Below are 24,740 nucleotides of genomic sequence, written 5' to 3'. Positions count from 1 at the left end.
GCGTTGCACTTTTGGCACCGGCTTGGTGCGACTGACCTGATCGTTTCAAGGATCAATCAATCGGCCAAGCTGCGCGTTGGGGTTTGCGGCCGCATTGACCAGGATTGCCGTGTAGTCGGCAATCCAATTCTGGACGGTGTGCGGCTCGAACAAGTCGTCCTTGCGCCCGCATATGCCGGTCATTCCCGACGGGGTGTCCTTGAGGGTCATCGAGAGCCAAGCGCGATCAATCGGCATGGCAGAGCGTTCCTCCTGGTAGCCGAACGGGCGAACCGTCAGATCGGGCAGCCGGAGCGCTCGGCGGAACGCAACCTGGAGAACGAAATAAACTTGAACGAGTGATGCCGGGCAGAGGCCGGTTTCTTCCGCCAGTCGGCTGGCAATGATATCGAATGGAAGTTCTTGTCTGGCGTGAGCCTCCAGGACGGCCTCGCGCACGCGATTGAGCGCTTCGCCAAAGGTCAGATCAGCATCAAGTTGGGTGCGGATGATCGTGGTGTTCGCGAACGGACCGATCACGCGTTCTGTCCGGAGTTGAGACCGATTGGCCATCAAGGTCGCTACGCAAATGTCGTTGCGCTCGCTCCGGAGCAGCAGCAGGGTCTTGAAACCGGCGAGTAAGCTCATGAACAGGGTTGCGCCCCGGTCACGGCTCATGGCGCTGAGCTGCGTCACCAGATTGTTGGATATTTGAAAAGGCTCCTGGACAACGCGCGAGGTCAATTCACCTCCAACGCTGCTTTTCGGGGCTGCAAATGGAGGTGAGGCTTTGTCGAGGCACCGCTTCCAGTAAGCGAACTGCCTGTTTGCTTCCTCGGTGCTGGACCACAAACGCTGCCAGCGAGCGAAATCGGAAAACTGAAGCGACGGTTCGGGCAGTTGCACCTTCGCACCGGAAATCGCAGCGGCATAAATCTCCAGAAGCTCTTCCATGAAGATTGCCATCGACCAGCCATCGATGATGATATCGTGCATGACCAGAAGCAAAACATGGTCTCTGGCATCGAGCCGGAAGATATAGGCCCGGAACAGTGGCGCATTGTTCATGTCGATCGGCGCCAGGGAGCTCCGTTCGGCTTCCAACTTCGCCTTTACCAGCAGAAGTTCCGTGGCTCGAGCATCTCCGGTCTGCGCCGGGGTTGCATAATCCTTCACGGTCAGGATCGATCTGACGTCGACGTCCGGCACGACGTGAGCGAGAGGGACATCACCCTGCCAGATAAACGCCGTGCGCAGCATGTCATGCCGACGCACGACCTCGGCAAGGCTCCGCTCGAGCACGGGAATGTTGAGTCGGCCCTGCAATCGATAAGCGAACGGCAGGTTGAACTGGGGCAACCCGGATAATTTTCGCTCGATGCGTAGCATGCGCTCCTGCACGATGGAGATTGACTGTGCGTCATCTCCATCAGCGCGCGAAATCTGCGGTTGCGGATCGTGCGGGCGCACCAACGAGCCGGCGCCCCCTTTCAATGATTCAAGGTGAAGCGCAAGAGCCGCAACGGTCGGCCAATTGAAGATATCTTCGAATGACAGGGTGCTGCCGAAGCGCTCCTCCACACGCAAAATCAACTGGGTCATGGCAAGTGAATCCACCCCGAGCGCGAAGACATCCTGATCAACGCTGATCCGATCGATGCCCAGGATGTCCTTCCAGATACCGGCCAATTGACGCTCCAATTCCGAGCTGGGCGCAACTCCTTTGCCGCCGTTCTGGATTGGTCGAATCTTTGAAAAGCCGGCCGCAAGTTCATTGCGCTTGATCTTCCCGCCGGGGCCTTTCGGAATCTCCGGTACAATCACGATGAGGCCAGGGACCTTAAACCCGGCCAGGCGTCCTCGGGCAAAGTCTCGGAGACTCTGTATGCTCACCTTTGCGTCCTGACGCAGCACGATAGCGGCGGCGACGTCCGCGCCTAGTCGCTCATGGGGGACAGGGAAAGCAGCGGCTTCGATCACAGCCGGGTGGCTTAGCAAGGCCTCCTCTACCTCGGCGGGGGCAACCTTCTGCCCGCCCTTATGGATGATCTCCTTGATGCGACCGACGATGAAAAGATACCGGTCGGCGTCCAGGTATCCGACGTCGCCGGTCCGGAACCAGCCGTCCTGAAATGCGGACGCGGTAGCGTCGGCATCATTGTCGTATCCCCTGGTTATGGTGGGACCTCGCAGCGCGATCTCTCCACGTTTGCCGGATGGCAAGCGACGACCCACACTGTCCAGTATCGCGATCTCGGGGCCGGCCGGCCGGCCGACTGAATCGCGCTTTCGCCGCTCCAAGGGATTTGCAGCGATCTGGGTGGCAGCCTCCGTCATGCCATAGGTGTCGATAACGGGAACACCAAACAACGCTTCCAGTCCGTCGAGCACTTCCGACGACAGAGACGTCGAAGCCGAACGAACGAGCCGCAACGAGGACCGCTGTGCAGCCTGCCTGTAGGGATCGGCCGCTGCCAATAGCGCGCGATGGATTGCCGGTACCGCAGTGTACCAGGTCGGTCGAAACTCCGTCAGCCAGCCGAAGAAGGCTGTTGCATCGAAGCCGGGAGGACAGACCGCACTGGAGCCTGCCGCAAGCGCGGCCAGAAGTCCCGAGATCAAGCCATGCCCATGAAAGAGAGGCAGCACGCTCAGCAATCGGTCGCGAGCCTCAAGCTCTAGGGCGGCGCCAACGTTGTCGGCCGACAGGCAGACGCTCGCATGGGTCAGAGGGACCGTTTTGGGCCGCGACGTGCTGCCAGATGTCATCAGAATGAGCGCGTCGTCAGCACTGGACGCAAACTCATCGTCAGCCAGCCGTTGCGGTGCCCGATCGACAACGCTGAACGCGCCGGCCCCCTCGTTGGGCCGCATCGACACATCGATCACCGGCACGCCCTGGACGCGGGCGGCACGTCGGCTGGCCGAATTCAAGTCGGCGTGCGTCAATAGCGCCGCCAGCTGCAATTCGTGGAAATAACGCTGGTATTCATCGCAGGTAAAACCCGGATTGAGAGGCACACAAACCGCGCCGGCCGCAACCGTGATCGCCGCTACTGCAGCCTCTGGTCCGTCCGGCAACACGACCGCGACCCTGTCAGTTCGGCGCACGCCGACGTTCCGCAACCCGAAAACCACTTCATTTGCCTGCGTCCATAGCGCGCCATACGTCATCGGGCGGCGCGCCGGGGCCAGAATGGCATGGCGCTCCGGCGCAGTTTCCGCATGGTCGGCGAGGAGGTCTCGAACGCACGGAAAGGGGCGTCTTCCGGCGCTCTTGCGTGCGTTACCTTTCCGCAATTCCTTGACAATATTCGACAACGCCGCCCCTCTTGGTCAATGCCGCTCCGTATACTGAACTGGTGAAGTCAATTCCCAGAACCCTCAAACACATCGAAGACGAGAATACGCGGATAGCATCGTCGGGCAATCGACCGCGGGCGCCTCGGCTGCGCTCAGGCAAGTTGCCCGTTCTGACAGTGTGGGGAGGGGATGTATGCACAATTTCGGAATATTAGAAGAATATCCCTGAGTTGCCCGACGTGTCAAGTTGCCTGGTCGACGCCGGCAACCGCCGACTCCTTTGCATGGGGTTGTTTTCGATATTTTGGCAGCGCCGCCTGCGACGGCCCCATAACTCATTCCGCTTTAGTGCCGCACCACCAGCACCGAGCATTTGGCGTAGCGCACCACGTGGCCGGCATTGGAGCCGAGGAAGTAGGTGCGCATCGCCGGGCGGTGCGAGGTCATCACGATCAGGTCGGCCTTCATGGTCGCGGCCTCCTCGAGGATCTCGTGATAGATGCCGCCCTGGCGGACCACGCCCGAGATGCGGGAGGGTGCGATGCCGGATTCGCGCGCGACGATCGCGAGCGCCTCTTCCGACGTTTCGCGCTGCTGGCTGTCGAAATCCGCCGGCACATATTCGGCGAGCATCACCGGCGTCATCGGCAGCACGTTGAGCAGACGCACCGTCCCGTTCCATGTTTGCGACAATGTTGCAGCGGTTGCGATCGCCGGCTTCGCCAGATCGGTGTCGGCGAGGTCGATCGGCACGAGAATGGACTTGTACATCTGCGCCTCCTGTCCGCGATTGGTCTGGAGCCGTTTGGTCCCGGTGCCCGGGACGCGCGCCTTCTTGTTCTTGAAGTCGTTCTGGTATCGACGCGAACCGGTCCCCCTGTCGCGCAGACGTCAATATAGCATGGCGGAGCGGCGCTGTCCGCTTGCGTCAGCTGCGCGAGGCTTGCTTCAACAGTTTAGGGCTGACGAACAGGACGAGCTTGCCGCGCCGGAACGAGACGTCGTTCCAGTCGTCGGTCGCGAAGTCGAAGACGGCGAGCCCCGAGGTCGGCAGATTGTCGCCGAGCGCGCGCTTTGCGGCCTCGTCGCCGCTGCCGGTCAGCGTCAGCGCGAGCTCGTGCATGCCGGGGTTATGGCCGATCAGCATCAGCCGCTTCGGATCGGTGACCGAAGCCATCCGGATCGCGGTCAGCAATTGCACGGGATCGGCGCCGTAGAGGTCCGGCACGAATTCGACTTTCGGCGCAGGTCCGGCGCCCTTCAGCGCCTCGCGCACGATGTCCCAGGTCTGTGCGGTGCGGACTGCCGGCGAGACCAGTGCCAGATTGGGCAGGGGCGGACGACGGGCGATCCAGCCGCCGATCTCCGCCGCATCGCGGTGGCCGCGCTCGTCGAGGCGGCGGTCCTGGTCGTGCCCCGAAGGCGCGTCGTGTTCGGTCTTGGCGTGACGCAGCAGCAGCAAACGGCGCATGGACTTCCATTCTCGATTCGGTCAGGTCGAATTAATCTACAGGCTCATGCCCTGGACAAGGTGACAAGCGCCGCAGCGGTCCGTAAGAAACGCCATGAGCGAGAGTTCCACAAGTGCGGCAGACGGCCCCGATCAGGCGGACTCGCAGTTCGGCGACCGTCTGGCGTTCGACCTCGACGTCGACATTTGCGTGGTCGGGGCCGGGCTGGCCGGCCTGACCGTGGCGCGGGAGGCGGCGCGGCTCGGCGCGAGCGTCGCGGTGCTCGAGGGCCGCCAGATCGGCTGGAACGCCTCCGGTCATCATCTCGGCACCGTGATGCCGGGATTCGGTCTGCCGATGACAGATGTGATCGAGCGCGTCGGCCTCGACGATGCCCGCGAATTGTGGGCATTGTCGAAGGAGGGCGCCGATTATGTCCGCGCCACCGCTACCGAAGATTTGATCCCGGGCATCAAGCCGAGTGATGGCGCGCTGGAGGTCTCCAATGTCGATGTCGGCGAGGCGCTGATCGGCCGCCTGCAGACGCTGGGCGAGGATTTCGCGACCGAGGTCGAGGGCTGGCAGGTCGATCGCGTGCGCAGCGTGCTCAGGACCGGCCGCTATTTCCACGGCATCTATTATCCGAAGGCGTTCCAGATCGATGGCCGCAAATATGTGCATGGCCTCGCCGCGCTGGCGATGCGGGCGGGCGTGCGGATCTTCGAGGAGACGCCGGTCGTCAGCATCGATTTTTCTGGCATCCGCAAACGCATCGTGACGCCGACGGCGCGGCTGCGCGCCAACCATATTGTCCTCGCCGGCAACATCCATCTCGGCGCGCCGTTGAAGCGCTTGTCCGATACGCTGCTGCCGGTGTGGCGCTACGCGGCTTTGTCCGAGCCGCTCGGGGAGCGGCTGGCGGAGACCATCGCGTTTCCCGGCTCGGTCGTCGACAGCAACGGCATCGACCATTTCCGTGTCGTCGATGGCGATCGGCTGTTGTGGGCGAGCCCCGAAACCACCTGGGACGCACGGCCGAAGCGGCTTGGCGGGGCGGTGCAGCGCCGCATCGCCACGGTGTTTCCGCAACTCGGCAAGGTTCCGTTCGCGGAGATGTTCGGTGGCGCGGTCGGCGTCACCGTGCACGGCATGCCGCAGATCGGCCAGTTGCGCCGGGGCCTGTGGGTGGCGAGCGGCTTCGGCCGGCAGGGACTCAACACCTCGGCGCTCGCCGGGCAGTTGATCGCGCGCAGCATCCTGTGGGGCGACGACCGCTGGCGGCTGTTTTCGCCGTTCGAGCTGGTCTGGGCCGGCGGCACCACCGGCCGCGTCGCCGGTCATTTCGTCAGCCTGTGGGCGAGGGGCGCCGCGTCCGCGGCGGGTGTTCTGGCGCGCTACCGCGAGGGTGCACGTGCGAAGGAGCGCCTGCGGGAGGCGCGGCTCGCCGAGGCCAATCTCAGGGCGGGAACCAGGGGACCCGCACCCCGCCGTCCACCCCCGTCGGGGGTGCGGCCGGCGCGGCCGCCCGCGCCCAGGCAGATCGAGGACGGCGAGGCGCCGTATCCGGATGCCTCGCAAGAAAGTGAGCGGATCTCCGACGGGCGGATGTAACGTCCGCCGGCGGGGTTCGTATCTCTTGACGAACCTCGGGCACGCCCTGCTGAGCCGTCCGCACCGGAGATGATTGATGATCGATCGCCGCATCCTGCTTGCTTCCGTCGCCGGCCTGTTCGGCTTCGCCGCCTTCCGCTGGCTGCGCGCCTCGCCGGCGCAGGCCGCCGAGAAATTCGAGATCGAGAAGACCGACGCCGAATGGCGCGCGCAGCTGACGCCGCAGCAATACGAGATCCTGCGCAACCAGGGCACCGAGCGGCCGGGATCCAGCCCGCTGCTCAAGGAGCACCGCAAGGGCACCTTCGCCTGCGCCGGCTGCGACCTGCCGCTGTTCTCGTCCGAGACCAAGTATGAGAGCGGCACCGGCTGGCCGAGCTTCTGGAAGCCGCTGGACAATGCGGTCGGCACGACCTCGGACCGCACCTTCGGCATGGTGCGCACCGAGGTGCATTGCCGCCGCTGCGGCGGCCATCTCGGCCACGTCTTCGACGACGGCCCGAAACCGACCGGACTGCGCTACTGCATGGACGGTTTTGCGCTGGTGTTTCACCCGGCGGCGCCGTCGGCGACCTGACATTCCTTCCCGGCAATTGTTGCCGTTCCCGGCAAATGTGCCCCGGTCGAACGACCGGGGCATTTTTTTCAAGCGGATGATTTTGTTACGTTTTGTTTCGTGGCACGACCTTTGCGACATGCTCCGCCGATGCGGCCATTCCTGTGATTGCCAGCCGCCGGGAATCGAATTGGAGAACATGTCATGGGTATCTTCGGCGCTCTCACGACGGCTGTCGGTGGCTTGCGCGCGGGGTCTTACGCGCTCGAAAACATCTCCGGCAATATCGCCAACTCGCAGACCACCGCCTTCAAGCGCATCGACACCTCATTCCTCGACCTCGTCCCGCAGACCGCGCTGACCGCGCAGCTCGCCGGCGGCGTCACCGCGCAGTCCCGCTCGACCAACTCGGTGCAGGGCGACGTGCAGTCGGCATCGGTCGCGACCTTCATGGCGATCAACGGCAACGGTTTCTTCGCGGTGCAGAAGCCCGGCAGCTTCACCGACGGTGCACCGGTGTTCGACGGCGTCGACCGCTACACCCGCCGCGGCGATTTCCAGCTCAACAAGGACGGCTATCTCGTCAACGGCGCCGGCTACTATCTCGAGGGTGTGCCGATCGACCCGACCACCGGCAACCCGGCAGGCTCATCGCCGCAGGTGCTGCAATTCAAGAACGACTTCCTGCCGGCGCAGCAGACCACCAAGATCGACTATCGCGCCAACCTCGCGTCCTATCCCTTGACCACCGCGCACGACACTTCGGTTCCCGGTTCGGAGTTGATCCGGCCGGGCGCGTTCAGCAGTGGAAATAATCCGTTGGTGCTGGGCACGCCGGCTGCGCCGTATACCGATTCCACCATCACCGGCACCGCGCAAAACAACAAGGCGACGCCGTCGGTGGCCATTACCGCCGCGACCCTGCTTTCGGGCGCAGCCGGCACCGATTCGATCAATACCAATTTCAGCGCCGGCTCTGCCGGCCCGCCCGTCGTGCCCGCCGACACGATTACGGTCAACGGAACCGTCATCACCTTCGTGGCTTCGGGGGCGACCGGCAACCAGCTCAACGTCACCGACAGCATCGGAACGCTGCTCGCGAAGATCGACTCGATTACCGGTACCACGACGTCATCGACGATCAGCGGCGGCAAGATCACCTTGCACTCCGGCAAATTGGCCGATCTCAACGTGACGAGCTCGAACGCGACCGCCTTTGCGGCGCTCGGCTTCACCGGCTCGGCGGTTGCGGTTCGCGGCGGCGGCGGCACGGTCGGTACCGGCCAGGTTGTCGGCAACGACAACTCGACCTTCCTGAACGAATCCGTCTCGGGCGGCGCCGTCACGGCCTACGACGTGTCGGGCGCGCCGGTGAACCTGCAATTCCGCTGGGCCAAGACCGACAGCTCCTCGCTGGGCAACGGACATACCGACACCTGGAACCTGTTCTATCAGGTCAATCCCAACGCGACCGGCACGCAGGTCTCCTGGCAGAACGTCAACGTCAACTTCACCTTCGCCTCGAACGGCCAGATGTCGCCGGCGATCTCCTCGGTGGCGCTCACCAATGCCGTCGTCAACGGCGTGTCGCTGGGCAGCCCCGTCATCAATTTCGGCTCCGGCGGCGTGACCCAGTTCGCCGACGCCAACGGCAACGTTCAGGTCAACCAGATCCAGCAGGACGGCTTCCCCGCCGGCCAGCTGCAGTCGGTCAGCGTCTCCACCAACGGCCGCATCGTCGGCAACTACACCAACGGCCGCAACATCGACCTCGCCGAAATCTCGGTGGCGACCTTCAACGGCACCAACTTCCTCAAGCGCATCGACGGCGGTGCGTTCGAGGCGACCGACGAGTCCGGCGCGGCGCTGTTCGGTAAGGCCGGCACCATCGTCGGTTCCTCGCTCGAGAGCTCGAACACCGATATTGCCGACGAATTCACCAAGCTGATCGTGACCCAGCAGGCCTATTCGGCGAACACCAAGGTGATCACCACGACCAATTCGATGGTGCAGGATCTCCTGAACGTGGTGCGCTGATCGCGTCGTTGCTGCACGTGTGAAGAAGTAAAGGCGAGTACACATCATGGGTTTGAGCCAAGCCCTCTCCACCGCGATGTCGGGCCTGCGCGCCACGCAGGCCTCGCTCTCGCTCGTGTCGTCGAACGTCGCCAACGCGGAGACGCCCGGCTACGTCAGGAAGACGCTCAACCAGGTCACCGGCACCACCGGCCAGTACGGATCGAGCGTCCTCATCACCGGCGTCAACCGCCAGCTCGACGAATTCCTGCAGACCCAGCTTCGCACCGAGACGTCGGGAGCGGCCTACGCCGACGTCCGCTCGGATTTCCTGGCCAATCTGCAGGGCGTGTACGGCAATCCCGACTCCACCGGCACGATCGAGGACGCCTACAACAAGTTCCTGACCGCGCTGCAGGGGCTGTCGACCAGCCCGGAATCGCAGTCGGCCCGCATCGGCGTGATCAATGCCGCGCAATCGATGGCGCAGCAGCTCAACGCGACCTCGCAGGGAATCCAGACGCTGCGCGCCAACGCCGAGGCCGGCATCAGCGATTCCATCAACAGCGCCAACAATGCGTTGCAGCAGATTGCGCGCCTCAATGTCCAGCTGGCGGCTAATGGCGGCACGACCGATGCCTCGACCGCGGCATTGCTCGATCAGCGCGACCGCTACGTCACCCAGCTCTCGCAGCTGATGGACATCCGCACCGTCACCAACAGCCAGAACCAGGTGAGCGTGTTCACCAATTCCGGCGTGCAGCTGGTCGGCACCGAGGCCGCGACGCTCAGCTTCAACGCCCAGGGCACGATGACGCCCAACACGTTGTACGATACCGACCCGACCAAGAGCACCGTCGGCACCATCACCATCACGTTCCCGCATGGCGGCACCTATGACATGGTGTCGACCAACTCGATTCGCTCCGGCAAGATCGCCGCCTATCTCGAGTTGCGCGACAACACGCTGGCGCAGGCCCAGACACAGATCGATCAGTTCGCCGCCGCGATGTCGAGCGCGCTGTCGGACAAGACGACCGCAGGCACCGCGGCGACGGCGGGGGCGCAGTCCGGCTTCGACCTCGACCTCTCGGGGCTGCAGAACGGCAACACCATCCACGTCTCCTACAAGGACAACACCACCGGCCTGACGCATAATCTGTCGATCATCCGCGTCGACGATCCGAGCGTGTTGCCGCTGAGCAATACCGCGACCGTCGATCCGAACGACGAGGTGCTGGGCATCGATTTCTCCGGCGGCATGAGCTCGGTGCTGTCGCAGCTCAACGGCGCGCTCGGTGGAACCGGCCTGCAATTCTCCAATCCGTCCGGGTCGACGCTGCGCGTGCTCGACGACGGCGCCGTCAACAAGGCCGATGTGACCGCGGCGTCGGTCACCTCGACGGTTTCGTCGCTGACCTCGGGCGATCCGCACCTTCCGCTGTTCACCGACAATGGCGGGCTCTACACCGGCGCGATCGCCGCGAACGGCTCGCAGACGACCGGCCTTGCCGCGCGCATCAGCGTCAACACCGGCCTGATCGGCGATCCCTCGCGCATGGTGGTGTACTCGACCAATCCGCAGACGCCGGCCGGCGACACCACGCGCGCCAACCTCGTTCTGAACCAGCTGTCGAACGCCTCGTACAGCTATTCGCCGCAGACCGGCCTTGGCACTACCGGCGCGCCGTTCACCGGCACGCTGCTCAACTTTGCCAAGCAGTTCATCAGCCAGCAGGGCGAGTCGGCGACCGCTGCCAAGCAACTGGCTGACGGCCAGGATGTGGTGCTCAACACGCTGCAGACCAAGATGGACTCGACCTCCGGCGTCAACATGGACGAAGAGATGGCGCATCTGCTTTCGCTGCAGAATGCCTATTCCGCCAATGCGCGCGTGATGTCGTCGATCAAGCAGATGTACGACGCGCTGCTGCAGCTCACGTGAGGGTAACATGTCGATCGACGGCGTAAGCGGCAGAACTTCCTATATCGGCACCACGATCCTCAACCTGCGGAATCAGCTCAATGACCTGACCACGCAGCTTGCGACCGACAAGGTATCGACGACCTATGCGGGGCAGGGGCTCGATCGCGGTTTTGCGCTCAGCCTGCGCGCGCAGATCAGCGGCATCAACGCGTTCTCCGATACCGCCACCAACCTCAACACGCGCCTGAGCGTCGCGAACCTCACCTTGCAGGGCCTGTCCGACGTCGGGACCCAGGTGAAGAACGCCGCGACGACGGCGACGCTGACGCTCAACGACGGCGGCCAGACCTCGGGCCAGATCACGGCGCAGGCGGCCTTCGCCAACGCGGTCGCGATGCTGAACAGCCAGTCGGGCGACCGCTATCTGTTTTCCGGCCGCGCGATGGATACGCCGGCCACGGTGTCCGCCGATACCATGCTCAAGGGCACGGCAACCCAGGCCGGGCTTACGCAGCTCATCAATGAGCGCAAGCAGGCCGATCAGGGCGCCGGCATGATGGGGCGCCTGAGCGTCTCGTCGCCGCCGGCGACCACGACGGTCACGAGTATCGCCGAGGACGGCTCGCCCTTCGGCCTGAAGCTGTTGTCGGTGCAGTCGTCATTGACGGGTGGCGCCACGGTGACGCAGCCGACCGGCACGCCGAAATCGGCTTCGGTCGATCTCGGCGCCGTCAATCCGAAGGACGGCGACAAGATCAAGTTCAACTTCACGCTGCCCGACGGCACCACCGATGCGATCGAACTCACGGCGACCACGACGAACCCGCCGCCCGCCGGTTCGTTCCTGATCGGCGCCGACACCGCGGCGACGACGGCCAACCTGCAGTCGACGCTGACCTCGTCGATCAAGACGTTGAGCGACACGTCGCTGGTCGCGGCGTCCGCGGTCGCGGCGTCCAACAATTTCTTCAATCCGGTCGCGACCGTCTCGGGCGCGGCGGTCAACAACCAGAATACGCCGCCGGCGCCGATCAGCGGTGCGACGGCTCTTTCGGGGGCGGCGGGCACCGACTCGCTGTCGACGAGCTTTGCCGCCGGTGACACCATCACGGTGAACGGCACGCCGATCACCTTCGTGGCCTCGGGCGCCACCGGCAACCAGGTCAACGTCACCGACAGCGTGCAGACGCTGATGGCCAAGATCGACCAGATCAGCGGCACCAAGAACCCGTCGACCATCAGCAACGGCGCGATCACCTTGCACGGCGCCGACGGCGAGAGCCTGTCGATATCGAGTTCCAATACAGCCGCACTCGGCGCGCTCGGCATCGCCAACAACACCACCGCAGCGCCGGCGCCGCTCAGGGTAGGGGGACCGCCGTTCGACACCGCGACCAATCTGGTCGCGGGCACGCCCGGCAACACCGTCTACTGGTACACCGGCGAGAATGGCCCGGGGTCGGCGCGCGGCACCGCGGTCGCGCAGGTCGATCAGTCGATCACCGTGCAGTATGGCGCGCGCGCCAACGAGCAGGCCTTCCGCTATTTGCTGCAGAACGTCGCGGTGTACGCAGCCGTCACCACCAATGCCAGCAACCCGAATGCGAGCGCGCAGGTGACGGCGCTCGCGCAGCGCGTGAGCGCCAACCTCGCCCCGCAGAACGGTCAGCAGCAGATCCAGGACGTGCAGGCCGAATTCGCCGGCGCGCAGACCGCGACCAAGGCGGCCACCGATCGGCAGACCCAGCTCAAGGGGATGGCGGAAACGATGCTCGACTCCGTCGAGGGCGTCAATCAGGACGAGGTCGCGACCAAGATCCTGGCGCTGCAAACCAGCTTGCAGGCGTCGTACCAGACCACGTCGATGCTGTATCAGACGACGCTGCTGAAATACCTGCCGATCAGCTGATCGCCCGCCCCTTAACTCCAGCCAGCAAAAAGGCCTCCGCGAGGAGGCCTTTTTCGTTCAAGCGAGCGTTTTCAAGCTAGGTGGACGCCGGTTCGCGTGAAGAAAACGCGTCAAAACAAGAAGCTCTACGCGCTCTTGCGTGCGTCGTCGCGATCGGCGTTCTGCTGGTCGCGCGCGGTTTCCAGCAGCTTCTCCTCGTGTGCGATCAGCTTCTTGGACTCCTTCAGCGCGTGATAGAGGTCGCCGTTGAGGATGAAGTTGTTGACGCTTTCGATAAACGGCCACGCGCTCGGCATCGCGGTGATGATGTCGCGCACCAGACTGAAATAGGTCGGGTGGTGCGCCATCGGGTCCGGCGACAGATACATCAGCTGGACGGCGAGATAGATCAGCTTCGCCGGCGTGTCCGCGGTCTCGGGCGTCAGGATATCCTTCTCGCGCAGGATCGGGATGCGGTCGCCGTCGATCAGCAGGCGGGCGCGCTGGTCGGTGTTGGTGATCACGCAATTGCCGACGATGATGCGCTCGTTCGGTTTGAGTTCGACCTTCAGGGCCATGACCGTTCTCCTTTGCCTGCAGTCGCGCGACGTCTTCGCTGGCGGAGCGAAGTGGTTCGGCACTGCTTAGCAGCCGCCGTTGCGGGCAGGGGCCGATGCGACAGCGATCCTTTCCCATGATGGTTAATGCTTGGTGAACGAGGGGCGGGCGCTGGCGCCGTTATCTGGCCGGAATTGTCAGTCGGCTCAGTAGTTTTCGGGGCGAACCTCGCCCAATGGCGACAATTTTATTCTTCGGCCTTTGTCTCAAATGCCGTGCCGGAGATTTCTTTTTCCTTCGCGGCCAGACCGCAGGATCGGCCATCCGCCCGATCAGAAAGGATTGGAGCGGCTTTTTCCTCAGTTTCACACCAGAAAGGTATGAAAATGTCCGACATCATTCTCTCCTCCTCCGTTCGCCAGAACCTCCTCTCCCTCCAGTCCACCGCCGATCTGCTCTCCACGACGCAAAACCGCCTTGCGACCGGCAAGAAGGTCAACACGGCGCTCGACAACCCGACCAACTTCTTCACCGCGCAGTCGCTCGACAACCGCGCCAGCGACATCAACAACCTGCTCGACGGCATCGGCAACGGTGTGCAGGTGCTGCAGGCCGCCAACACCGGCATCACCTCGCTGCAGAAGCTGGTCGATACCGCGAAGTCGATTGCCAACCAGGTGCTGCAGAGCCCGACCGGCTACACCACCAGGTCGCAGGTCACTTCCACCGCGGCGCTCGGCGGCACGTCCGCCAACCTCGTCGACGGCACCACGATCAAGAGCGGTGACGTGCTGGCGATCGCGGCTTCGGCTGGTCAGCCTGCCTTCAGCTTCACCTTCGGGGCCAGCACGTCGCTGGCGCAGCTGAACACGTCGCTCGCGGCCAGCAACCTGACGGCGAGCCTCGACAGCTCAAACAAGCTCGTCATCACCACGACCAACGACGCGGCGTCCTCGACCATTGGTGCGGTGACCTTCACGAACACCGGTGGCGGCACCGCGACGTTCAGCGCGGCCGGCACGGCCCCCGTTGCCGACCAGGCCTCGCAGTCGGCGCGCGCCGCGCTGGTGACGCAGTACAACAACACCATCGCGCAGATCACGACCACGGCGCAGGACGCCTCGTTCAACGGCATCAACCTGTTGAACGGCGACAGCCTGAAGCTGACTTTCAACGAGACCGGCAAGTCGACGCTCAGCATCACCGGCGTTACCTTCAATGCCAGCGGCCTCGGTCTGAAAGCGCTGACCGCGGGCACCGACTTCCTCGACAACAACTCGGCGAACAGCGTCATTGCGTCGCTGAGCTCGGCGAGCTCCTCGTTGCGCAGCGAAGCCTCGACGCTGGGTTCGAACTTGTCGATCGTGCAGATCCGTCAGGACTTCTCGAAGAACCTGATCAACGTGCTGCAGACCGGTTCGTCCAACCTGACGCTGGCCGACACCAACGAGGAAGCGGCCAACAGCCAGGCGCTGTCGACCCGCCAGTCGATCGCGGTCTCCGCGCTGGCGCTCGCCAACCAGAGCCAGCAGAGCGTGCTGCAGCTGCTCCGCTAAGCGCGCCGGCAAGTGCTTCGAGAACGGCGGGGGAAACCCCGCCGTTTTCTTTTGTCTCCGGGATATTACGGTGTCTGTCCATGCCCTCAGAACGGCGCATTTCGTAACGGCTGCTAACCATATTTAAAGGCGCCGGATGCATAAATATCGGGCGCTAGAATTGCGTCTTCGCGGCTCGAGAAATCCGCATCCCATCGAGGTCATTGAATGTCGAATGCAGCCCAGGCCTACGCTCGTACCTCCACGACGACGGCGTCCCCACGTGAAATCGAAGCGCAGGCGCTGTTGAAGGCCGCGCGGCAGCTGCAGGAAGTCCAGACCAACTGGAACGGTCCCGACAAGGCGCTCGATCATGCGTTGCTGTTCAATCGCCGGTTGTGGTCGATCTTTCTCAGCGCCGCGCAAGGCGACGACAATCCGCAGCCGCTCGAGATTCGCCAGAACATCGCCAATATCGGCGTGTTCGTGATGAAGCAGACCGTCGACATCCAGATGAATCCGGATCCGGCGAAACTGAAGTCGCTGATCGATATCAATTGCAATATCGCCGCCGGCCTCTCGGGCCGCGGCTGATCGATCGATTCCTGACGGAGCCCTCGGCATGGCCGACGTGTTGAGCATCCTGTCGGCCAACTACAAGGCCGCCGGCCTGACGGTCCCGTCGAAGACGCCCTATGTGGCTGTCGATCCGAACCTCTATGAGGGCAGCTGGAGCGGCAAGTACGCCAACAACAAATCGTTCAACATCTCGGTGTCGAACGTCGATGGCTTCCGCGCCAAGGTCCACTACCAGAGCGACGGCACCAGCAAGTATCAGGACGTGCTGATCAAGGACGGCGGGTTCCGGATCGGCGATACCAAGTTCGCGCTGGTGCAGCAGGGGACGGCGTTGATCGCCAATGTCGTCACCGATCCGGCCACCGGAGCGACTTATCTCGACAAGGCCTATGCCACGCAGAAGACCTGAGCGGTCGTTGGTCCGCGCCTAGTACCCGGAATCAGAGCTGAGTGATACGGCGGCCTTTGAAACGGCGTTGACGGACCTTTTTCTTGGTCCAGACGAAGGGCTCGGCTTTGTCGTTGTACGCGTTGACGTAGGCATCGATGTGGTCCTGAAGCTGCTTGAGGCTTGTGAAGGAGGTGCCGCTGAGCGACTGCCCCTGCAAGATCGAAAACCATACCTCGACCTGATTGAGCCAGGACGCACTTGTCGGCGTGAAATGAAATTGCACGTTGGGGTGGGCCTTGAGCCAGTCCTCGTTCTTCTTGTGGGTGTTAAGGTTGTCGAGGATGACGTGAAGCTGGCGGCTCGGAAAGGCCGCGGTGAGGCTGTTCATGAAATCGAGAAACTCGACGCGGCGACGGCGTTTTGAATGCGTTGCGATGATCTTTCCGGTGGCGACTTCGAGCGCCGCAAACAATGTTGTGGTGCCATGCCGCTTGTAATCGTGGCTCTGGCCGGTCAAGGCGCGGCCATTGGGCAACTTCAGATAACCCTGCGCTCGCTCCAAAGCCTGGATCGAAGGCTTCTCGTCCACGCATAGCACAATGGCCTTCGCCGGCGGGGCGACGTAGAGGCCGACAACATCGGCGGCCTTGGCCGTAAAGTTCGGGTCGTTGCTCTCGCACCAGGACTTGCGAGCCGCGAGGTCAATCTTGTGGCTGCGCAGGAACCGCCAGACATATTGGACGTCAACATCGCCCAGCGCTCCGGCCAGCAGAGGACCGGTCCAGCGCGCAAACCCGTGCGGCGGCGGCTTATCCAACAGCTTCAGAATCCGCTTGTCGGTCGTCTTCGTATAGATCGGCTGCTTGCCCGGTCGCGGCTTGTCTTGCAGCCCTTCAAGGCCATGGTCGGCATAGCGATGCCGCCAAAGGCTGACAATCCGCGGCTGGACCCCAACTTCCTTGGCGATCGACCGGGTGCTGCGCCCGTCCGCCGCCAACAAGACTATCCGCGCCCGCTTCAAATCGCGCTGCAATGTCATCGGTGAGCGACAACACGCCTCTAGCACCTTGCGATCTTGCCTCGAAAGGCGGACTTCTCTTGCTTCGGGTATCATCCCGACCTTGAATCACGACTCACGTTCCAAGAAAAGTGGGTACTAGGCGCGGCGATCGGTGGCACGCACCCGCGTCGGCGCGTCCTTGCTGAGATCGAGTGCGCGGAAATAGGCGCGGCGGCGCAATACGGCTTCTTCCGGAAACTGCCTCACCACCAAATTCGTGCGATTATCGACCACCTGATAGACCACGGCGCGCGCGTCGCGGTCGATGATGACCTGGTCGCTGACCGACGGAGCCTGATTTGAAATCGATGCGTTGACGGCGTTGGGGTCGATGGTGACGCGCACGCTCGGCTCCGGAGCGGTGACGCTCTGGCTCGCCGGCAGTTCAGTCTTGACCGCCTTCTGCGCCGTATCGCTCGTGGGAGAGACCATCGGCGCCGCGACCGGTGCCCCCACCGGCTTGATGTTGAAATCTGTACTCATGGCAGCCTCGTAGTGCACAGGCACTAGTTTGCTTGAGTCAAATCCCAACCCCTCACGATCCGCAACTCTACGGGGAACCTCTCAATAGGCTGTTAGAAAACACGCTGAATGCCGCGCTGCCGGGGCGGCGTCGAATTGAACTAAATTGTAAGCGTAGCGTCAGAGCGTGCGGCTGACCGCGATCGGCGTCATGTTGCGCGGGCCGGGCGTAGCGCGCTGTCCGCTTGCGGTATAGGTGTTCGGAATGTTGCGGCGCTGCACCTCGGCATTGACGCCGCGCACGATCCCTTCGGAGACGGCATGCGCGGTCGCAAGCACGGTCAAATTGACCTGCAGCATGGCGCGGAACGTCTCGTGATGTCGGCGCAGCGTTGCGAGCAGCTCGGGATCGGTCTGCGACAGCATCTTCTGCATCGATTTCAAATGCTCCACCGCGAGCATGTAGCGCCGCGACAGCTCCGACTTCTGCGCCTCGAGCCGCATGCCCTCGCGGATCTTGCCGGCGCGGACGAACTCGGTCTCCTGCTCGATCACGGCGAGCAGGCCGCTCATCACTTCGGTCAGCTCGTTGGCGAGACGCGCGACGTCCGGCGGCGTCGACGTCGCGGACCGCGCGGCGGGGGCGGATGCTACAGGCCGCGACTGCTGTGGACGCTGGTTCATCGCGCTGCTCCTTGAAACCCTAGCTCTTGTTCGCCTGCTGCAGGATCAGCGAGCGGAACACTTCGTTGGAAATGCCGACGCCGCCGGCCTTGGCGAAATTCTTCGAGTATTCGTCGGTCAGCATCGACCGCCATGCGCCGGTGCCGACGGTGTCGCCGTACGGGCCGTCACCCTTCAGGCCGGTCGTCATCTGCGAGAACATCGAATTGAGGAACATCGATTCGAAATCGGTCGCGGTCGCCTTTGCCTTGGCGGCTTGCTGCGGCGTCACCTTCTTCAGCGCGTCCTGCAGCACGGGATCGGGGCGGCCGTTGAACATCGGCATCAACGCCTTGTTCGGCATGCTGCCGGTGGTGCTGTTGATCAGGCTCGCCATCACATCACCTCGATGTCGGCTTCGATCGCGCCGGCGGCCTTGATCGCCTGCAGGATGCTGATGAGGTCGCGCGGTCCGATGCCGAGGCCGTTGAGGCCGTCGACCAGCTGCTGCAGCGAGACGCCGTCCTTGACCACGGCGAACTTCTTGCCGTCCTCGCTGACGCCGACGCTGGTGCGCGGTGTCACGACTGTTCGGCCGCGCGACAGCGGATTGGGCTGGCTGACCTGCGGACTCTCGGAGATCGAGACGGTGAGATTGCCCTGCGCCACCGCGACGGTGGCGACGCGGACGTCGCGGCCCATCACGATGATGCCGGAGCGCTCGTCGATCACGATCTTGGCCACGAGATCGGGATCGACCTGCAGTTGCTCGATCTCGGTCAGGAAGGCGACGACGTTGCCCTTGAACTCCGTCGGGATCGCAAGCTGCACCGTGGAGGGATCGATCGGCTCGGCGGTCTTGACGCCGAGATAGTCGTTGACCGCGGCGGCGATCCGCTTGGCGGTGGTGAAGTCGGCGTTGCGCAGCGCGAGGCGCACATTGGGCAGGCGGTTGAGCGCGAACTCGATCTCGCGCTCGATGATGGCGCCGTTGGCGATCCGGCCGACGGTCGGCACGCCGCGCACGACGCTGGCGGCGGCACCTTCGGCCGCGAAGCCGGCGACCGCCACCGATCCCTGCGCCACCGCGTAGACATTGCCGTCGGCGCCGAGCAGGGGAGTGACGAGCAGGGTGCCGCCCTGCAGGTTCTTGGCATCGCCGAGCGCCGAGACGGTGACGTCCATGCGCGTGCCCTGGGTGCCGAACGCCGGCAGATTGCCGGTCACCATCACGGCGGCGACGTTGCCGGTGCGGATGGTGGCGCCGCGGATGTTGACGCCCATGCGCTCGAGCATCGCCTGCAGCGATTGCTTGGTGAAGGGGATGTTGTTGAGTGTATCGCCGGTACCGTTGAGGCCGACCACGAGGCCGTAGCCGATCAGCTGGTTCTGGCGTACGCCCTCGATATTGGCGAGATCCTTGATCCGCGACGTCGCGGCCGCCGGCATGACGGAGGCCGCCAGCGCCAGCAGCGCGGCGCAGGCCACTCCGAACAGATTTGCGATGCGGATGCCGGGCATCCCGATGCTCCCCTCGAACTGAACTCGCGGATTGCGCGACACTCCCATGACGGCGATCCGCCATTAACCATGCGAGCTGCGTGCCACTCCGCTTCGCTTGGGCAATGTGTTGATATATTTATCGAAATTGTCTGGCCGTCGTTTTGCTTCGGTTCGCCAGGGAGCGCGAAACTGCCGCGCGGCGGCAGAAATTGCCGGGTCGTTTACGCGCCGTTAACCATAAAACGGCGATGCTCGGCCCATTCAGGCCTGCGGGATCACGACGATGCGCATCTATGGACCGAACGGCACCACGCTTGGCACGTCCACCGGCGCCACGCGGCGCACGTCGTCGAGCGGCTTCTCGCTGCCGGATGCGACGACCGCGCAGGAGGAGGTCCGCTCCACCGCGGCGCCGAAGGCCGCCGCCAGCCTCGATGCGCTGCTCGCGCTGCAGGGCGTCGAGGACCCGACCGAACGGCGCAAGCGCTCGGTGGCTCGCGGCAAGGGTGCGCTCGACGTGCTCGACGCGCTCAAGCTCGGACTGCTGTCCGGCAATTTCGATTCCTCCACGGTGAACCGGCTGCGTGATGCTGCGGCGAGCCTGAAGGAATCCTCCGGCGACCCCGGCCTCGATGCCGTGCTCGGCGAGATCGAGCTGCGCGTCGAGGTCGAGCTCGCCAAGGCCGGGCAATACTAGGCTCCTCCCGATCAGCTCACCCGTCCCACGCCGCCAGTGCCTTCAGGCGGCCAGTGCCTCAGGCCGCCAGTGCCTTGCGCTGCGCGTCGTAGCGGCGCTGCGCGGCCAGCACGTCTTTCAGATTCCGTTCGGCCCAGTCGCGCAGCGGATCGACGGCTTCGGCGAGCGTCGATCCGAGCGGCGTGATTGAATACTCCACCGTCACCGGCACCGTTGCGATCGCCCGGCGGCGCAGCAGCCCGTCGCGCTCCAGGCTCTTCAGCACCTGCGACAGCATCTTCTGCGAGATGCCTTCGATGGCGCGTCGGAGCTGGTTGAAGCGCATCGGCTCGCTGCGCAGCAGCAGCAGGATCAGCACCGCCCATTTGTCGCCGACCCGGTCGAGGATCTGGCGCGTCGGGCAATTGGCGGCATAGGCGTCCGGCTTGAGGCTCGTGGCTTTCATCGCGGTTACTCCGGCGTGATCAGGTGAGGCAAGAGTGCCTTCTTCACACCTACATCCATTTCGCTATCTAGTCACCATTGGAAACCATCAATCGGAGACTTGAGATGAAGATCGCCATCGCCGGCGCGTCCGGCCAGGCCGGCTCGCGCATCACGGCGGAACTCGCCCGCCGCGGCCACGCCGTCACCGCCATCGCCCGCAACCCGGAGAAGATCGCCGGCCTGCCCAATGTCACTGCCCGCAAGGGTGACGCGAACGACCAGGCCGCCCTGGCCGCGCTATGGGCCGGCCACGATGCCGCGATCAGTTCGATCCATTTCCTGGTCAGCGACCCCGCCAAGCTGATCGGGGCTGCCAAGGCATCCGGGGTCGGCCGCTATCTCGTGGTCGGCGGCGCCGGCAGCCTCGAGGTGGCGCCGGGCGTCCGCCTGGTGACCACCCCCAACTTTCCGCCCCAATACAAGGCCGAGGCCTCCAAGGGGGCTGAGTTCCTCGACCTGCTGCGCCAGGAAAAGGACCTGAACTGGACCTTTTTGTCGCCCTCGGCGCTGTTCGTGGCCGGCGAGCGGACCGGCAAGTTCCGCCTCGGGACCGACCAGCTTCTGACCGCAGCCGACGGCAAAAGCTCGATCTCGTTCGAGGATTTCGCAGTTGCACTCGCCGACGAGATCGAGCGTCCGGCCCATATCCGCCGGCGTTTCACGGTCGGTTATTGAGGGGGCAGGGCCGTCCCCGGGCAGGGCGGATAAGTTTGCCTGTGCAAGGCCTTGGGGGCGGCCCGCCTTTCGCGGTGGCAGATATTGTCTGTCACATGACGTGGCTATATAAGGCGCCGCGCGGAGGGGTTGTGTTCCCTCCGCCTGACAGGGACATGGCTGCCTTTGGAAAAGCTGAAGAACTACCGGCCGACTGAAAAAGAGCCTTTCATGAATGAGCGGCAGCGCGATTATTTCCGCGCCAAGCTGCTGGCCTGGAAGGATGAGATCCTCCGCGAATCGAAGGTCACGTTGCAGACGTTGCAGGAAGAGAACGTCAATCATCCCGACCTCGCGGACCGAGCGTCCTCGGAAACCGACCGCGCGATCGAACTTCGTGCCCGCGACCGTCAGCGCAAGCTGATCTCCAAGATCGACGCGGCGCTCCAGCGCATCGAAGACAACACCTATGGCTATTGCGAAGAGACCGGTGAGCCGATCTCGCTGAAGCGGCTCGAAGCCCGCCCGATCGCAACGCTGTCGGTGGAGGCGCAGGAACGCCACGAGAAGCGCGAGAAGGTCTATCGCGACGAATAGTGGCGACGGATCGCCACGGATTGCTACCGGCGCGTACCGGTTGTACGTTCGCGCCGCCATGATGACACGCACTCTCAACATCGCTTCGGTGTTTTTCCTGGGCTGATCCCGCTTCCTTCTGGAAGCGCTGAGCGGCCCCACGAGCTTTCGCTCCTGGGATTCCAGTGAAACCGAATGAGCCGGTCAGGTTCCGCACGTCGCGGAGCAGCGATGGCTGGCGACAGTTTGAGAGACAATCATGCCCCCTCGAAACGACCCGCGCGCGCTTGACGGCGCGCAGATCGAGCAATTCATCCAACAGGGCTTTGTCCGGATCGACAGCGCCTTTCCCCGGGAACTCGCCGCCCGGGGACGCGCCATCATGTGGCGTGACCTGCCGTGCAGCGAGCACGATCCGTTGACCTGGACCCAACCGGTGATCCGGTTGCCGGGGTACGGCGGCACGCCGTTTCGCGAAGCGATCAACACGCCGCTGCTGCACCGGGCGTTCGACCAGATCGCCGGTCCCGGCCGCTGGCGCCCGCGCGACGATATCGGAACCTTTCCGGTGCGCTTCCCGCATCCGGACGATCCCGGCGACGCCGGCTGGCACATCGACGTCAGCTTCCCCGGCGAGGATTGCGACCCCAACGAGCGCAGCGACTTCTCCGCCTGGCGGGCCAATGTCGTCTCGCGCGACCGGGCGCTGTTGCTGCTGTTCCTGTTCTCCGATGTCGGCGAGGACGACGCGCCGACCCGGATCAGGGTCGGCTCGCATCGGCCGATGGCGCGCTATCTCGCGCCCGCCGGCGAGGCCGGGCGCGCACGCATGGTGCTCGACGATGTCGGCGCCGACTGCGAGGTCGCGCTCGCGACGGGTGAGGCCGGCACAGTCTATCTGTGCCATCCGTTGCTGGTGCATGCCGCGCAGAAGCATCGGGGCACGACGCCGCGCTTCATGGCCCAGCCGTCGCTCGCTGCCGGCGAACCGTACCGGCTGGAACGTGCGGATGGTTCGTATTCGCCGGTCGAGATCGCGATCCGGCGCGCACTTGGCATGGAGTGAAGTCCGATGATGCGTGGTCAAGCCTTGCCACGCATTCGCTGCACCCTAGCCCTCCCCCCGCAAGCGGGGGAGGGAATGTAATTCCTATGCCGAAACGGTTTATGGCGAGACGACATTCAGGTCAGTCCGGCTCCGAGCGTCGTCGTGCTTGCCGCGGCACTGCGGCGTGGGCCGAACGTCTTCGACCATGCCAGCAATTCGCGGAAAGCCGGCGTCAGGCTCCAGGCCGAATCCGTCAGCTCGTATTCGACCTGCAGCGGCTTCTCGGCGAGCACCTTGCGCGCCACCAGGCCGTCGCGCTCGAGCTCGCGCAGCTGCGCGGTCAGCATATGTTGGGTGATCGGCGCGAGCGCGCGGCGCAGCGCGCCGAACCGCACGCCGCCATTCATCAGTGTGAACAGGATCTCGAGCTTCCATTTTCCCCCGAGCGCGTGGATCGCGTGCTTGAATTCGATCAGCACATTGGGGTCTGTCGGACAGCTCTCGCACTCACCGCCGTCACACATATCGCTGGTATTGTTTTCCATACCGGTCTCGAATTTCATCCTACTTGTCCAAGGTCAGATAGGTGACCAGATGCGGCCTGTGCAGGGCGGGCAGCGCAATGTTGGGCCCATCCGCCGAACATGAAGAAGGCAGGGACATGAGCACGGTATTGGTCACGGGCGGATCGGGTTTCATCGGCGTGCATACCATTCTGCAGCTGCTTGCCGACGGGCATGCGGTGCGAACGACGGTGCGCAATCCGGGTCGCAGCAACGACGTGATCGCGATGCTGCGCGAGGGCGGAGCGCTTGCTCCCGACCAGCTCGGCTTCGTCACCGCCGACCTGCTGCGCGATGACGGTTGGCGTGAAGCGGCCACCGGGTGCGACTACGTGCTGCATGTCGCATCGCCGCTCGGCGCCTATGTGCCAGAGGACGAGAATGAGCTGATCGTCCCGGCGCGCGAAGGCACGCTGCGGGTGTTGCGCGCGGCGCGTGACGCCGGCGTCAAGCGCGTCGTCGTGACGTCGTCGTTCGCGGCGATTGGTTACGGCCATCCGCCGCAAGCGGCGCCGTTCAACGAGACAGTGTGGTCCAATCTCGATGGTCCCGGCGTGCAGGCCTATCCGAAATCCAAGACGCTGGCCGAGCGCGCCGCCTGGGATTTCGTCGCGCGCGAAGGCAATGGCCTCGAGCTTGCCGTGGTCAACCCCACCGCGGTGTTCGGCCCGGCGCTCGGTGCCGACTTCTCCGAGTCGATCGGCATCATCAAGGCGCTGCTCGACGGCGCGATGCCGGCGGTGCCGCGGATCCATTTCGGCCTCGTCGACGTGCGCGATGTCGCCGACCTGCATCTGCGCGCCATGATGTCGCCCAAGGCGAGCGGTGAGCGCTTCCTGGCGGTCGCCGGCGAGACCATGTCGATCCTCGGGGTCGCCCGGGTGCTGCGCGCAAAGCTCGGCAGCAAGGCGCGGCGCGTGCCGCGGTTCCAGGCGCCGGACTGGATGATGCGGCTCGCCGCTCGGCGCAACCCGATGGCCCGCGCCGCGCTGCCGCTGCTCGGCAAGGTGCGCCGCGCGACCAGCGCCAAGGCGCAAAACCTGCTCGGCTGGCGCCCGCGCGGCAATGAGGAGATGATCCTCGCGACCGCCGAGAGCCTGATCCGGCTCGGCCTCGTCAAGGCCTGACGGCAGATCCCGTCCAGCGCGCTTGCCAGACGGGTCGGCGAGTGCTGAATTGCAGCGAGCAGACGGAGGCGCCACCGCCCCGCCGAGAACACCAGGGAGGCTGCGCA

The 24,740-nt window shown here is 64.2% G+C and carries 25 protein-coding genes; 13 read left to right on the top strand and 12 right to left on the bottom strand.

Annotation, left to right across the window (positions count from 1 at the left end):
- Positions 1-45: 45 nt before the first annotated feature.
- The 3 genes from ACVWYP_RS32695 to ACVWYP_RS32685 form a co-directional block, all read right to left on the bottom strand.
- Positions 46-3,300, bottom strand: coding sequence for an AMP-binding protein (locus tag ACVWYP_RS32695; RefSeq protein WP_304496161.1), 3,255 nt, complete (start codon positions 3,298-3,300; stop codon positions 46-48).
- Between the two features lie 327 nt (positions 3,301-3,627).
- The gene (locus ACVWYP_RS32690) at positions 3,628-4,053 is read right to left on the bottom strand and encodes a universal stress protein (RefSeq protein WP_016840840.1); all 426 of its coding nucleotides are present in this window, start codon (positions 4,051-4,053) and stop codon (positions 3,628-3,630) included.
- 157 nt (positions 4,054-4,210) lie between these two features.
- The gene (locus ACVWYP_RS32685) at positions 4,211-4,753 is read right to left on the bottom strand and encodes a SixA phosphatase family protein (protein WP_304496160.1); all 543 of its coding nucleotides are present in this window, start codon (positions 4,751-4,753) and stop codon (positions 4,211-4,213) included.
- Between the two features lie 94 nt (positions 4,754-4,847).
- Here ACVWYP_RS32685 and ACVWYP_RS32680 point away from each other — a divergent pair, with 94 nt between their 5' ends.
- The 5 genes from ACVWYP_RS32680 to ACVWYP_RS32660 all read left to right on the top strand — a co-directional run bounded on the left by ACVWYP_RS32680 (position 4,848) and on the right by ACVWYP_RS32660 (position 12,752).
- Positions 4,848-6,344, top strand: coding sequence for an NAD(P)/FAD-dependent oxidoreductase (locus ACVWYP_RS32680; RefSeq protein ID WP_453945940.1), 1,497 nt, complete (start codon positions 4,848-4,850; stop codon positions 6,342-6,344).
- A gap of 76 nt (positions 6,345-6,420) precedes the next feature.
- The gene (gene msrB / locus ACVWYP_RS32675; RefSeq protein WP_141340720.1) at positions 6,421-6,921 is read left to right on the top strand and encodes a peptide-methionine (R)-S-oxide reductase MsrB; all 501 of its coding nucleotides are present in this window, start codon (positions 6,421-6,423) and stop codon (positions 6,919-6,921) included.
- Positions 6,922-7,104: 183 nt separating this feature from the next.
- A complete protein-coding gene (locus tag ACVWYP_RS32670; protein WP_304496159.1) occupies positions 7,105-8,937 on the top strand; it encodes a flagellar hook protein FlgE in 1,833 nt (610 codons plus the stop codon).
- Between the two features lie 46 nt (positions 8,938-8,983).
- Complete coding sequence (flgK, locus tag ACVWYP_RS32665; RefSeq protein ID WP_304496158.1) at positions 8,984-10,861, top strand: flagellar hook-associated protein FlgK; 1,878 nt, start codon at positions 8,984-8,986, stop codon at positions 10,859-10,861.
- Between the two features lie 7 nt (positions 10,862-10,868).
- The gene (locus ACVWYP_RS32660; protein WP_304496157.1) at positions 10,869-12,752 is read left to right on the top strand and encodes a flagellar protein; all 1,884 of its coding nucleotides are present in this window, start codon (positions 10,869-10,871) and stop codon (positions 12,750-12,752) included.
- A gap of 125 nt (positions 12,753-12,877) precedes the next feature.
- On the opposite strand, the gene flbT is transcribed toward ACVWYP_RS32660, so the two are convergent.
- Positions 12,878-13,309 carry a flagellar biosynthesis repressor FlbT gene (gene flbT, locus ACVWYP_RS32655; RefSeq protein ID WP_016847775.1) on the bottom strand — a complete coding sequence of 144 codons (432 nt, stop codon included), beginning with the start codon at positions 13,307-13,309 and terminating at the stop codon, positions 12,878-12,880.
- A 227-nt stretch (positions 13,310-13,536) separates the two neighbouring features.
- Entirely contained in the window at positions 13,537-13,689 is a 153-nt protein-coding gene (locus tag ACVWYP_RS32650) for a hypothetical protein (RefSeq protein ID WP_157788012.1), read from the bottom strand.
- On the opposite strand from ACVWYP_RS32650, the gene ACVWYP_RS32645 reads away from it, so the two are divergent.
- From ACVWYP_RS32645 to ACVWYP_RS32635, 3 genes are all read left to right on the top strand, one after another.
- Positions 13,676-14,845, top strand: coding sequence for a flagellin N-terminal helical domain-containing protein (locus ACVWYP_RS32645; RefSeq protein WP_304496156.1), 1,170 nt, complete (start codon positions 13,676-13,678; stop codon positions 14,843-14,845). The genes ACVWYP_RS32650 and ACVWYP_RS32645 overlap by 14 nt on opposite strands.
- Before the next feature lie 207 nt (positions 14,846-15,052).
- Positions 15,053-15,418, top strand: a complete 366-nt coding sequence (gene flaF, locus ACVWYP_RS32640; RefSeq protein WP_016846762.1) for a flagellar biosynthesis regulator FlaF — start codon at positions 15,053-15,055, stop codon at positions 15,416-15,418.
- 28 nt (positions 15,419-15,446) lie between these two features.
- Positions 15,447-15,812, top strand: a complete 366-nt coding sequence (locus ACVWYP_RS32635) for a hypothetical protein (protein WP_016846761.1) — start codon at positions 15,447-15,449, stop codon at positions 15,810-15,812.
- Between the two features lie 31 nt (positions 15,813-15,843).
- Here ACVWYP_RS32635 and ACVWYP_RS32630 read toward each other — a convergent pair whose 3' ends face one another.
- The 5 genes from ACVWYP_RS32630 to ACVWYP_RS32610 all read right to left on the bottom strand — a co-directional run bounded on the left by ACVWYP_RS32630 (position 15,844) and on the right by ACVWYP_RS32610 (position 19,500).
- Positions 15,844-16,908: an IS630 family transposase gene (locus tag ACVWYP_RS32630; RefSeq protein ID WP_038380919.1), complete on the bottom strand. Its 1,065-nt coding sequence runs from the start codon at positions 16,906-16,908 to the stop codon at positions 15,844-15,846.
- 42 nt (positions 16,909-16,950) lie between these two features.
- Positions 16,951-17,337: a hypothetical protein gene (locus ACVWYP_RS32625; RefSeq protein ID WP_304496155.1), complete on the bottom strand. Its 387-nt coding sequence runs from the start codon at positions 17,335-17,337 to the stop codon at positions 16,951-16,953.
- A gap of 159 nt (positions 17,338-17,496) precedes the next feature.
- Positions 17,497-18,000 (bottom strand): hypothetical protein, encoded by a 504-nt coding sequence (locus tag ACVWYP_RS32620; RefSeq protein ID WP_304496154.1) that lies wholly within the window; start codon positions 17,998-18,000, stop codon positions 17,497-17,499.
- A gap of 19 nt (positions 18,001-18,019) precedes the next feature.
- Positions 18,020-18,376, bottom strand: a complete 357-nt coding sequence (flgJ, locus tag ACVWYP_RS32615) for a flagellar assembly peptidoglycan hydrolase FlgJ (RefSeq protein WP_028337696.1) — start codon at positions 18,374-18,376, stop codon at positions 18,020-18,022.
- A complete protein-coding gene (locus tag ACVWYP_RS32610; RefSeq protein WP_038385504.1) occupies positions 18,376-19,500 on the bottom strand; it encodes a flagellar basal body P-ring protein FlgI in 1,125 nt (374 codons plus the stop codon). The genes flgJ and ACVWYP_RS32610 overlap by 1 nt, the downstream gene beginning before the upstream one ends.
- Before the next feature lie 265 nt (positions 19,501-19,765).
- Between ACVWYP_RS32610 and ACVWYP_RS32605 the strand changes: the two genes are divergently transcribed.
- Positions 19,766-20,179: a flagellar assembly protein FliX gene (locus ACVWYP_RS32605; RefSeq protein WP_018272569.1), complete on the top strand. Its 414-nt coding sequence runs from the start codon at positions 19,766-19,768 to the stop codon at positions 20,177-20,179.
- A 58-nt stretch (positions 20,180-20,237) separates the two neighbouring features.
- Here ACVWYP_RS32605 and ACVWYP_RS32600 read toward each other — a convergent pair whose 3' ends face one another.
- The gene (locus ACVWYP_RS32600; protein ID WP_028337693.1) at positions 20,238-20,624 is read right to left on the bottom strand and encodes a winged helix-turn-helix transcriptional regulator; all 387 of its coding nucleotides are present in this window, start codon (positions 20,622-20,624) and stop codon (positions 20,238-20,240) included.
- Positions 20,625-20,728: 104 nt separating this feature from the next.
- Here ACVWYP_RS32600 and ACVWYP_RS32595 point away from each other — a divergent pair, with 104 nt between their 5' ends.
- From ACVWYP_RS32595 to ACVWYP_RS32585, 3 genes are all read left to right on the top strand, one after another.
- Positions 20,729-21,340 (top strand): NAD(P)-dependent oxidoreductase, encoded by a 612-nt coding sequence (locus ACVWYP_RS32595; RefSeq protein ID WP_304496153.1) that lies wholly within the window; start codon positions 20,729-20,731, stop codon positions 21,338-21,340.
- A gap of 210 nt (positions 21,341-21,550) precedes the next feature.
- Complete coding sequence (gene dksA / locus ACVWYP_RS32590) at positions 21,551-21,916, top strand: RNA polymerase-binding protein DksA (RefSeq protein ID WP_170991616.1); 366 nt, start codon at positions 21,551-21,553, stop codon at positions 21,914-21,916.
- Positions 21,917-22,154: 238 nt separating this feature from the next.
- Positions 22,155-22,961 carry a phytanoyl-CoA dioxygenase family protein gene (locus ACVWYP_RS32585; RefSeq protein WP_304496152.1) on the top strand — a complete coding sequence of 269 codons (807 nt, stop codon included), beginning with the start codon at positions 22,155-22,157 and terminating at the stop codon, positions 22,959-22,961.
- A 116-nt stretch (positions 22,962-23,077) separates the two neighbouring features.
- Here ACVWYP_RS32585 and ACVWYP_RS32580 read toward each other — a convergent pair whose 3' ends face one another.
- Complete coding sequence (locus ACVWYP_RS32580) at positions 23,078-23,506, bottom strand: winged helix-turn-helix transcriptional regulator (RefSeq protein WP_304496151.1); 429 nt, start codon at positions 23,504-23,506, stop codon at positions 23,078-23,080.
- 98 nt (positions 23,507-23,604) lie between these two features.
- Between ACVWYP_RS32580 and ACVWYP_RS32575 the strand changes: the two genes are divergently transcribed.
- Positions 23,605-24,633, top strand: coding sequence for an SDR family oxidoreductase (locus ACVWYP_RS32575; RefSeq protein WP_304496150.1), 1,029 nt, complete (start codon positions 23,605-23,607; stop codon positions 24,631-24,633).
- The last annotated feature ends 107 nt before the right edge of the window (positions 24,634-24,740 follow it).

Source organism: Bradyrhizobium sp. USDA 3262 (assembly GCF_054060035.1).
This window is presented reverse-complemented; position numbering and strand designations above follow the sequence as displayed.

Bases quoted from the DNA above. Each gene is read 5' to 3' on its own strand.
- ACVWYP_RS32690 (WP_016840840.1), bottom strand. From the start codon at position 4,053: ATGTACAAGTCCATTCTCGTGCCGATCGACCTCGCCGACACCGATCTG.
- ACVWYP_RS32685 (WP_304496160.1), bottom strand. From the start codon at position 4,753: ATGCGCCGTTTGCTGCTGCTGCGTCACGCCAAGACCGAACACGACGCG.
- ACVWYP_RS32680 (WP_453945940.1), top strand. From the start codon at position 4,848: ATGAGCGAGAGTTCCACAAGTGCGGCAGACGGCCCCGATCAGGCGGAC.
- msrB (WP_141340720.1), top strand. From the start codon at position 6,421: ATGATCGATCGCCGCATCCTGCTTGCTTCCGTCGCCGGCCTGTTCGGC.
- ACVWYP_RS32670 (WP_304496159.1), top strand. From the start codon at position 7,105: ATGGGTATCTTCGGCGCTCTCACGACGGCTGTCGGTGGCTTGCGCGCG.
- flgK (WP_304496158.1), top strand. From the start codon at position 8,984: ATGGGTTTGAGCCAAGCCCTCTCCACCGCGATGTCGGGCCTGCGCGCC.
- ACVWYP_RS32660 (WP_304496157.1), top strand. From the start codon at position 10,869: ATGTCGATCGACGGCGTAAGCGGCAGAACTTCCTATATCGGCACCACG.
- flbT (WP_016847775.1), bottom strand. From the start codon at position 13,309: ATGGCCCTGAAGGTCGAACTCAAACCGAACGAGCGCATCATCGTCGGC.
- ACVWYP_RS32645 (WP_304496156.1), top strand. From the start codon at position 13,676: ATGTCCGACATCATTCTCTCCTCCTCCGTTCGCCAGAACCTCCTCTCC.
- ACVWYP_RS32650 (WP_157788012.1), bottom strand. From the start codon at position 13,689: ATGATGTCGGACATTTTCATACCTTTCTGGTGTGAAACTGAGGAAAAA.
- flaF (WP_016846762.1), top strand. From the start codon at position 15,053: ATGTCGAATGCAGCCCAGGCCTACGCTCGTACCTCCACGACGACGGCG.
- ACVWYP_RS32635 (WP_016846761.1), top strand. From the start codon at position 15,447: ATGGCCGACGTGTTGAGCATCCTGTCGGCCAACTACAAGGCCGCCGGC.
- ACVWYP_RS32630 (WP_038380919.1), bottom strand. From the start codon at position 16,908: ATGATACCCGAAGCAAGAGAAGTCCGCCTTTCGAGGCAAGATCGCAAG.
- ACVWYP_RS32625 (WP_304496155.1), bottom strand. From the start codon at position 17,337: ATGAGTACAGATTTCAACATCAAGCCGGTGGGGGCACCGGTCGCGGCG.
- ACVWYP_RS32620 (WP_304496154.1), bottom strand. From the start codon at position 18,000: ATGAACCAGCGTCCACAGCAGTCGCGGCCTGTAGCATCCGCCCCCGCC.
- flgJ (WP_028337696.1), bottom strand. From the start codon at position 18,376: ATGGCGAGCCTGATCAACAGCACCACCGGCAGCATGCCGAACAAGGCG.
- ACVWYP_RS32610 (WP_038385504.1), bottom strand. From the start codon at position 19,500: ATGCCCGGCATCCGCATCGCAAATCTGTTCGGAGTGGCCTGCGCCGCG.
- ACVWYP_RS32605 (WP_018272569.1), top strand. From the start codon at position 19,766: ATGCGCATCTATGGACCGAACGGCACCACGCTTGGCACGTCCACCGGC.
- ACVWYP_RS32600 (WP_028337693.1), bottom strand. From the start codon at position 20,624: ATGAAAGCCACGAGCCTCAAGCCGGACGCCTATGCCGCCAATTGCCCG.
- ACVWYP_RS32595 (WP_304496153.1), top strand. From the start codon at position 20,729: ATGAAGATCGCCATCGCCGGCGCGTCCGGCCAGGCCGGCTCGCGCATC.
- dksA (WP_170991616.1), top strand. From the start codon at position 21,551: ATGAATGAGCGGCAGCGCGATTATTTCCGCGCCAAGCTGCTGGCCTGG.
- ACVWYP_RS32585 (WP_304496152.1), top strand. From the start codon at position 22,155: ATGCCCCCTCGAAACGACCCGCGCGCGCTTGACGGCGCGCAGATCGAG.
- ACVWYP_RS32580 (WP_304496151.1), bottom strand. From the start codon at position 23,506: ATGAAATTCGAGACCGGTATGGAAAACAATACCAGCGATATGTGTGAC.
- ACVWYP_RS32575 (WP_304496150.1), top strand. From the start codon at position 23,605: ATGAGCACGGTATTGGTCACGGGCGGATCGGGTTTCATCGGCGTGCAT.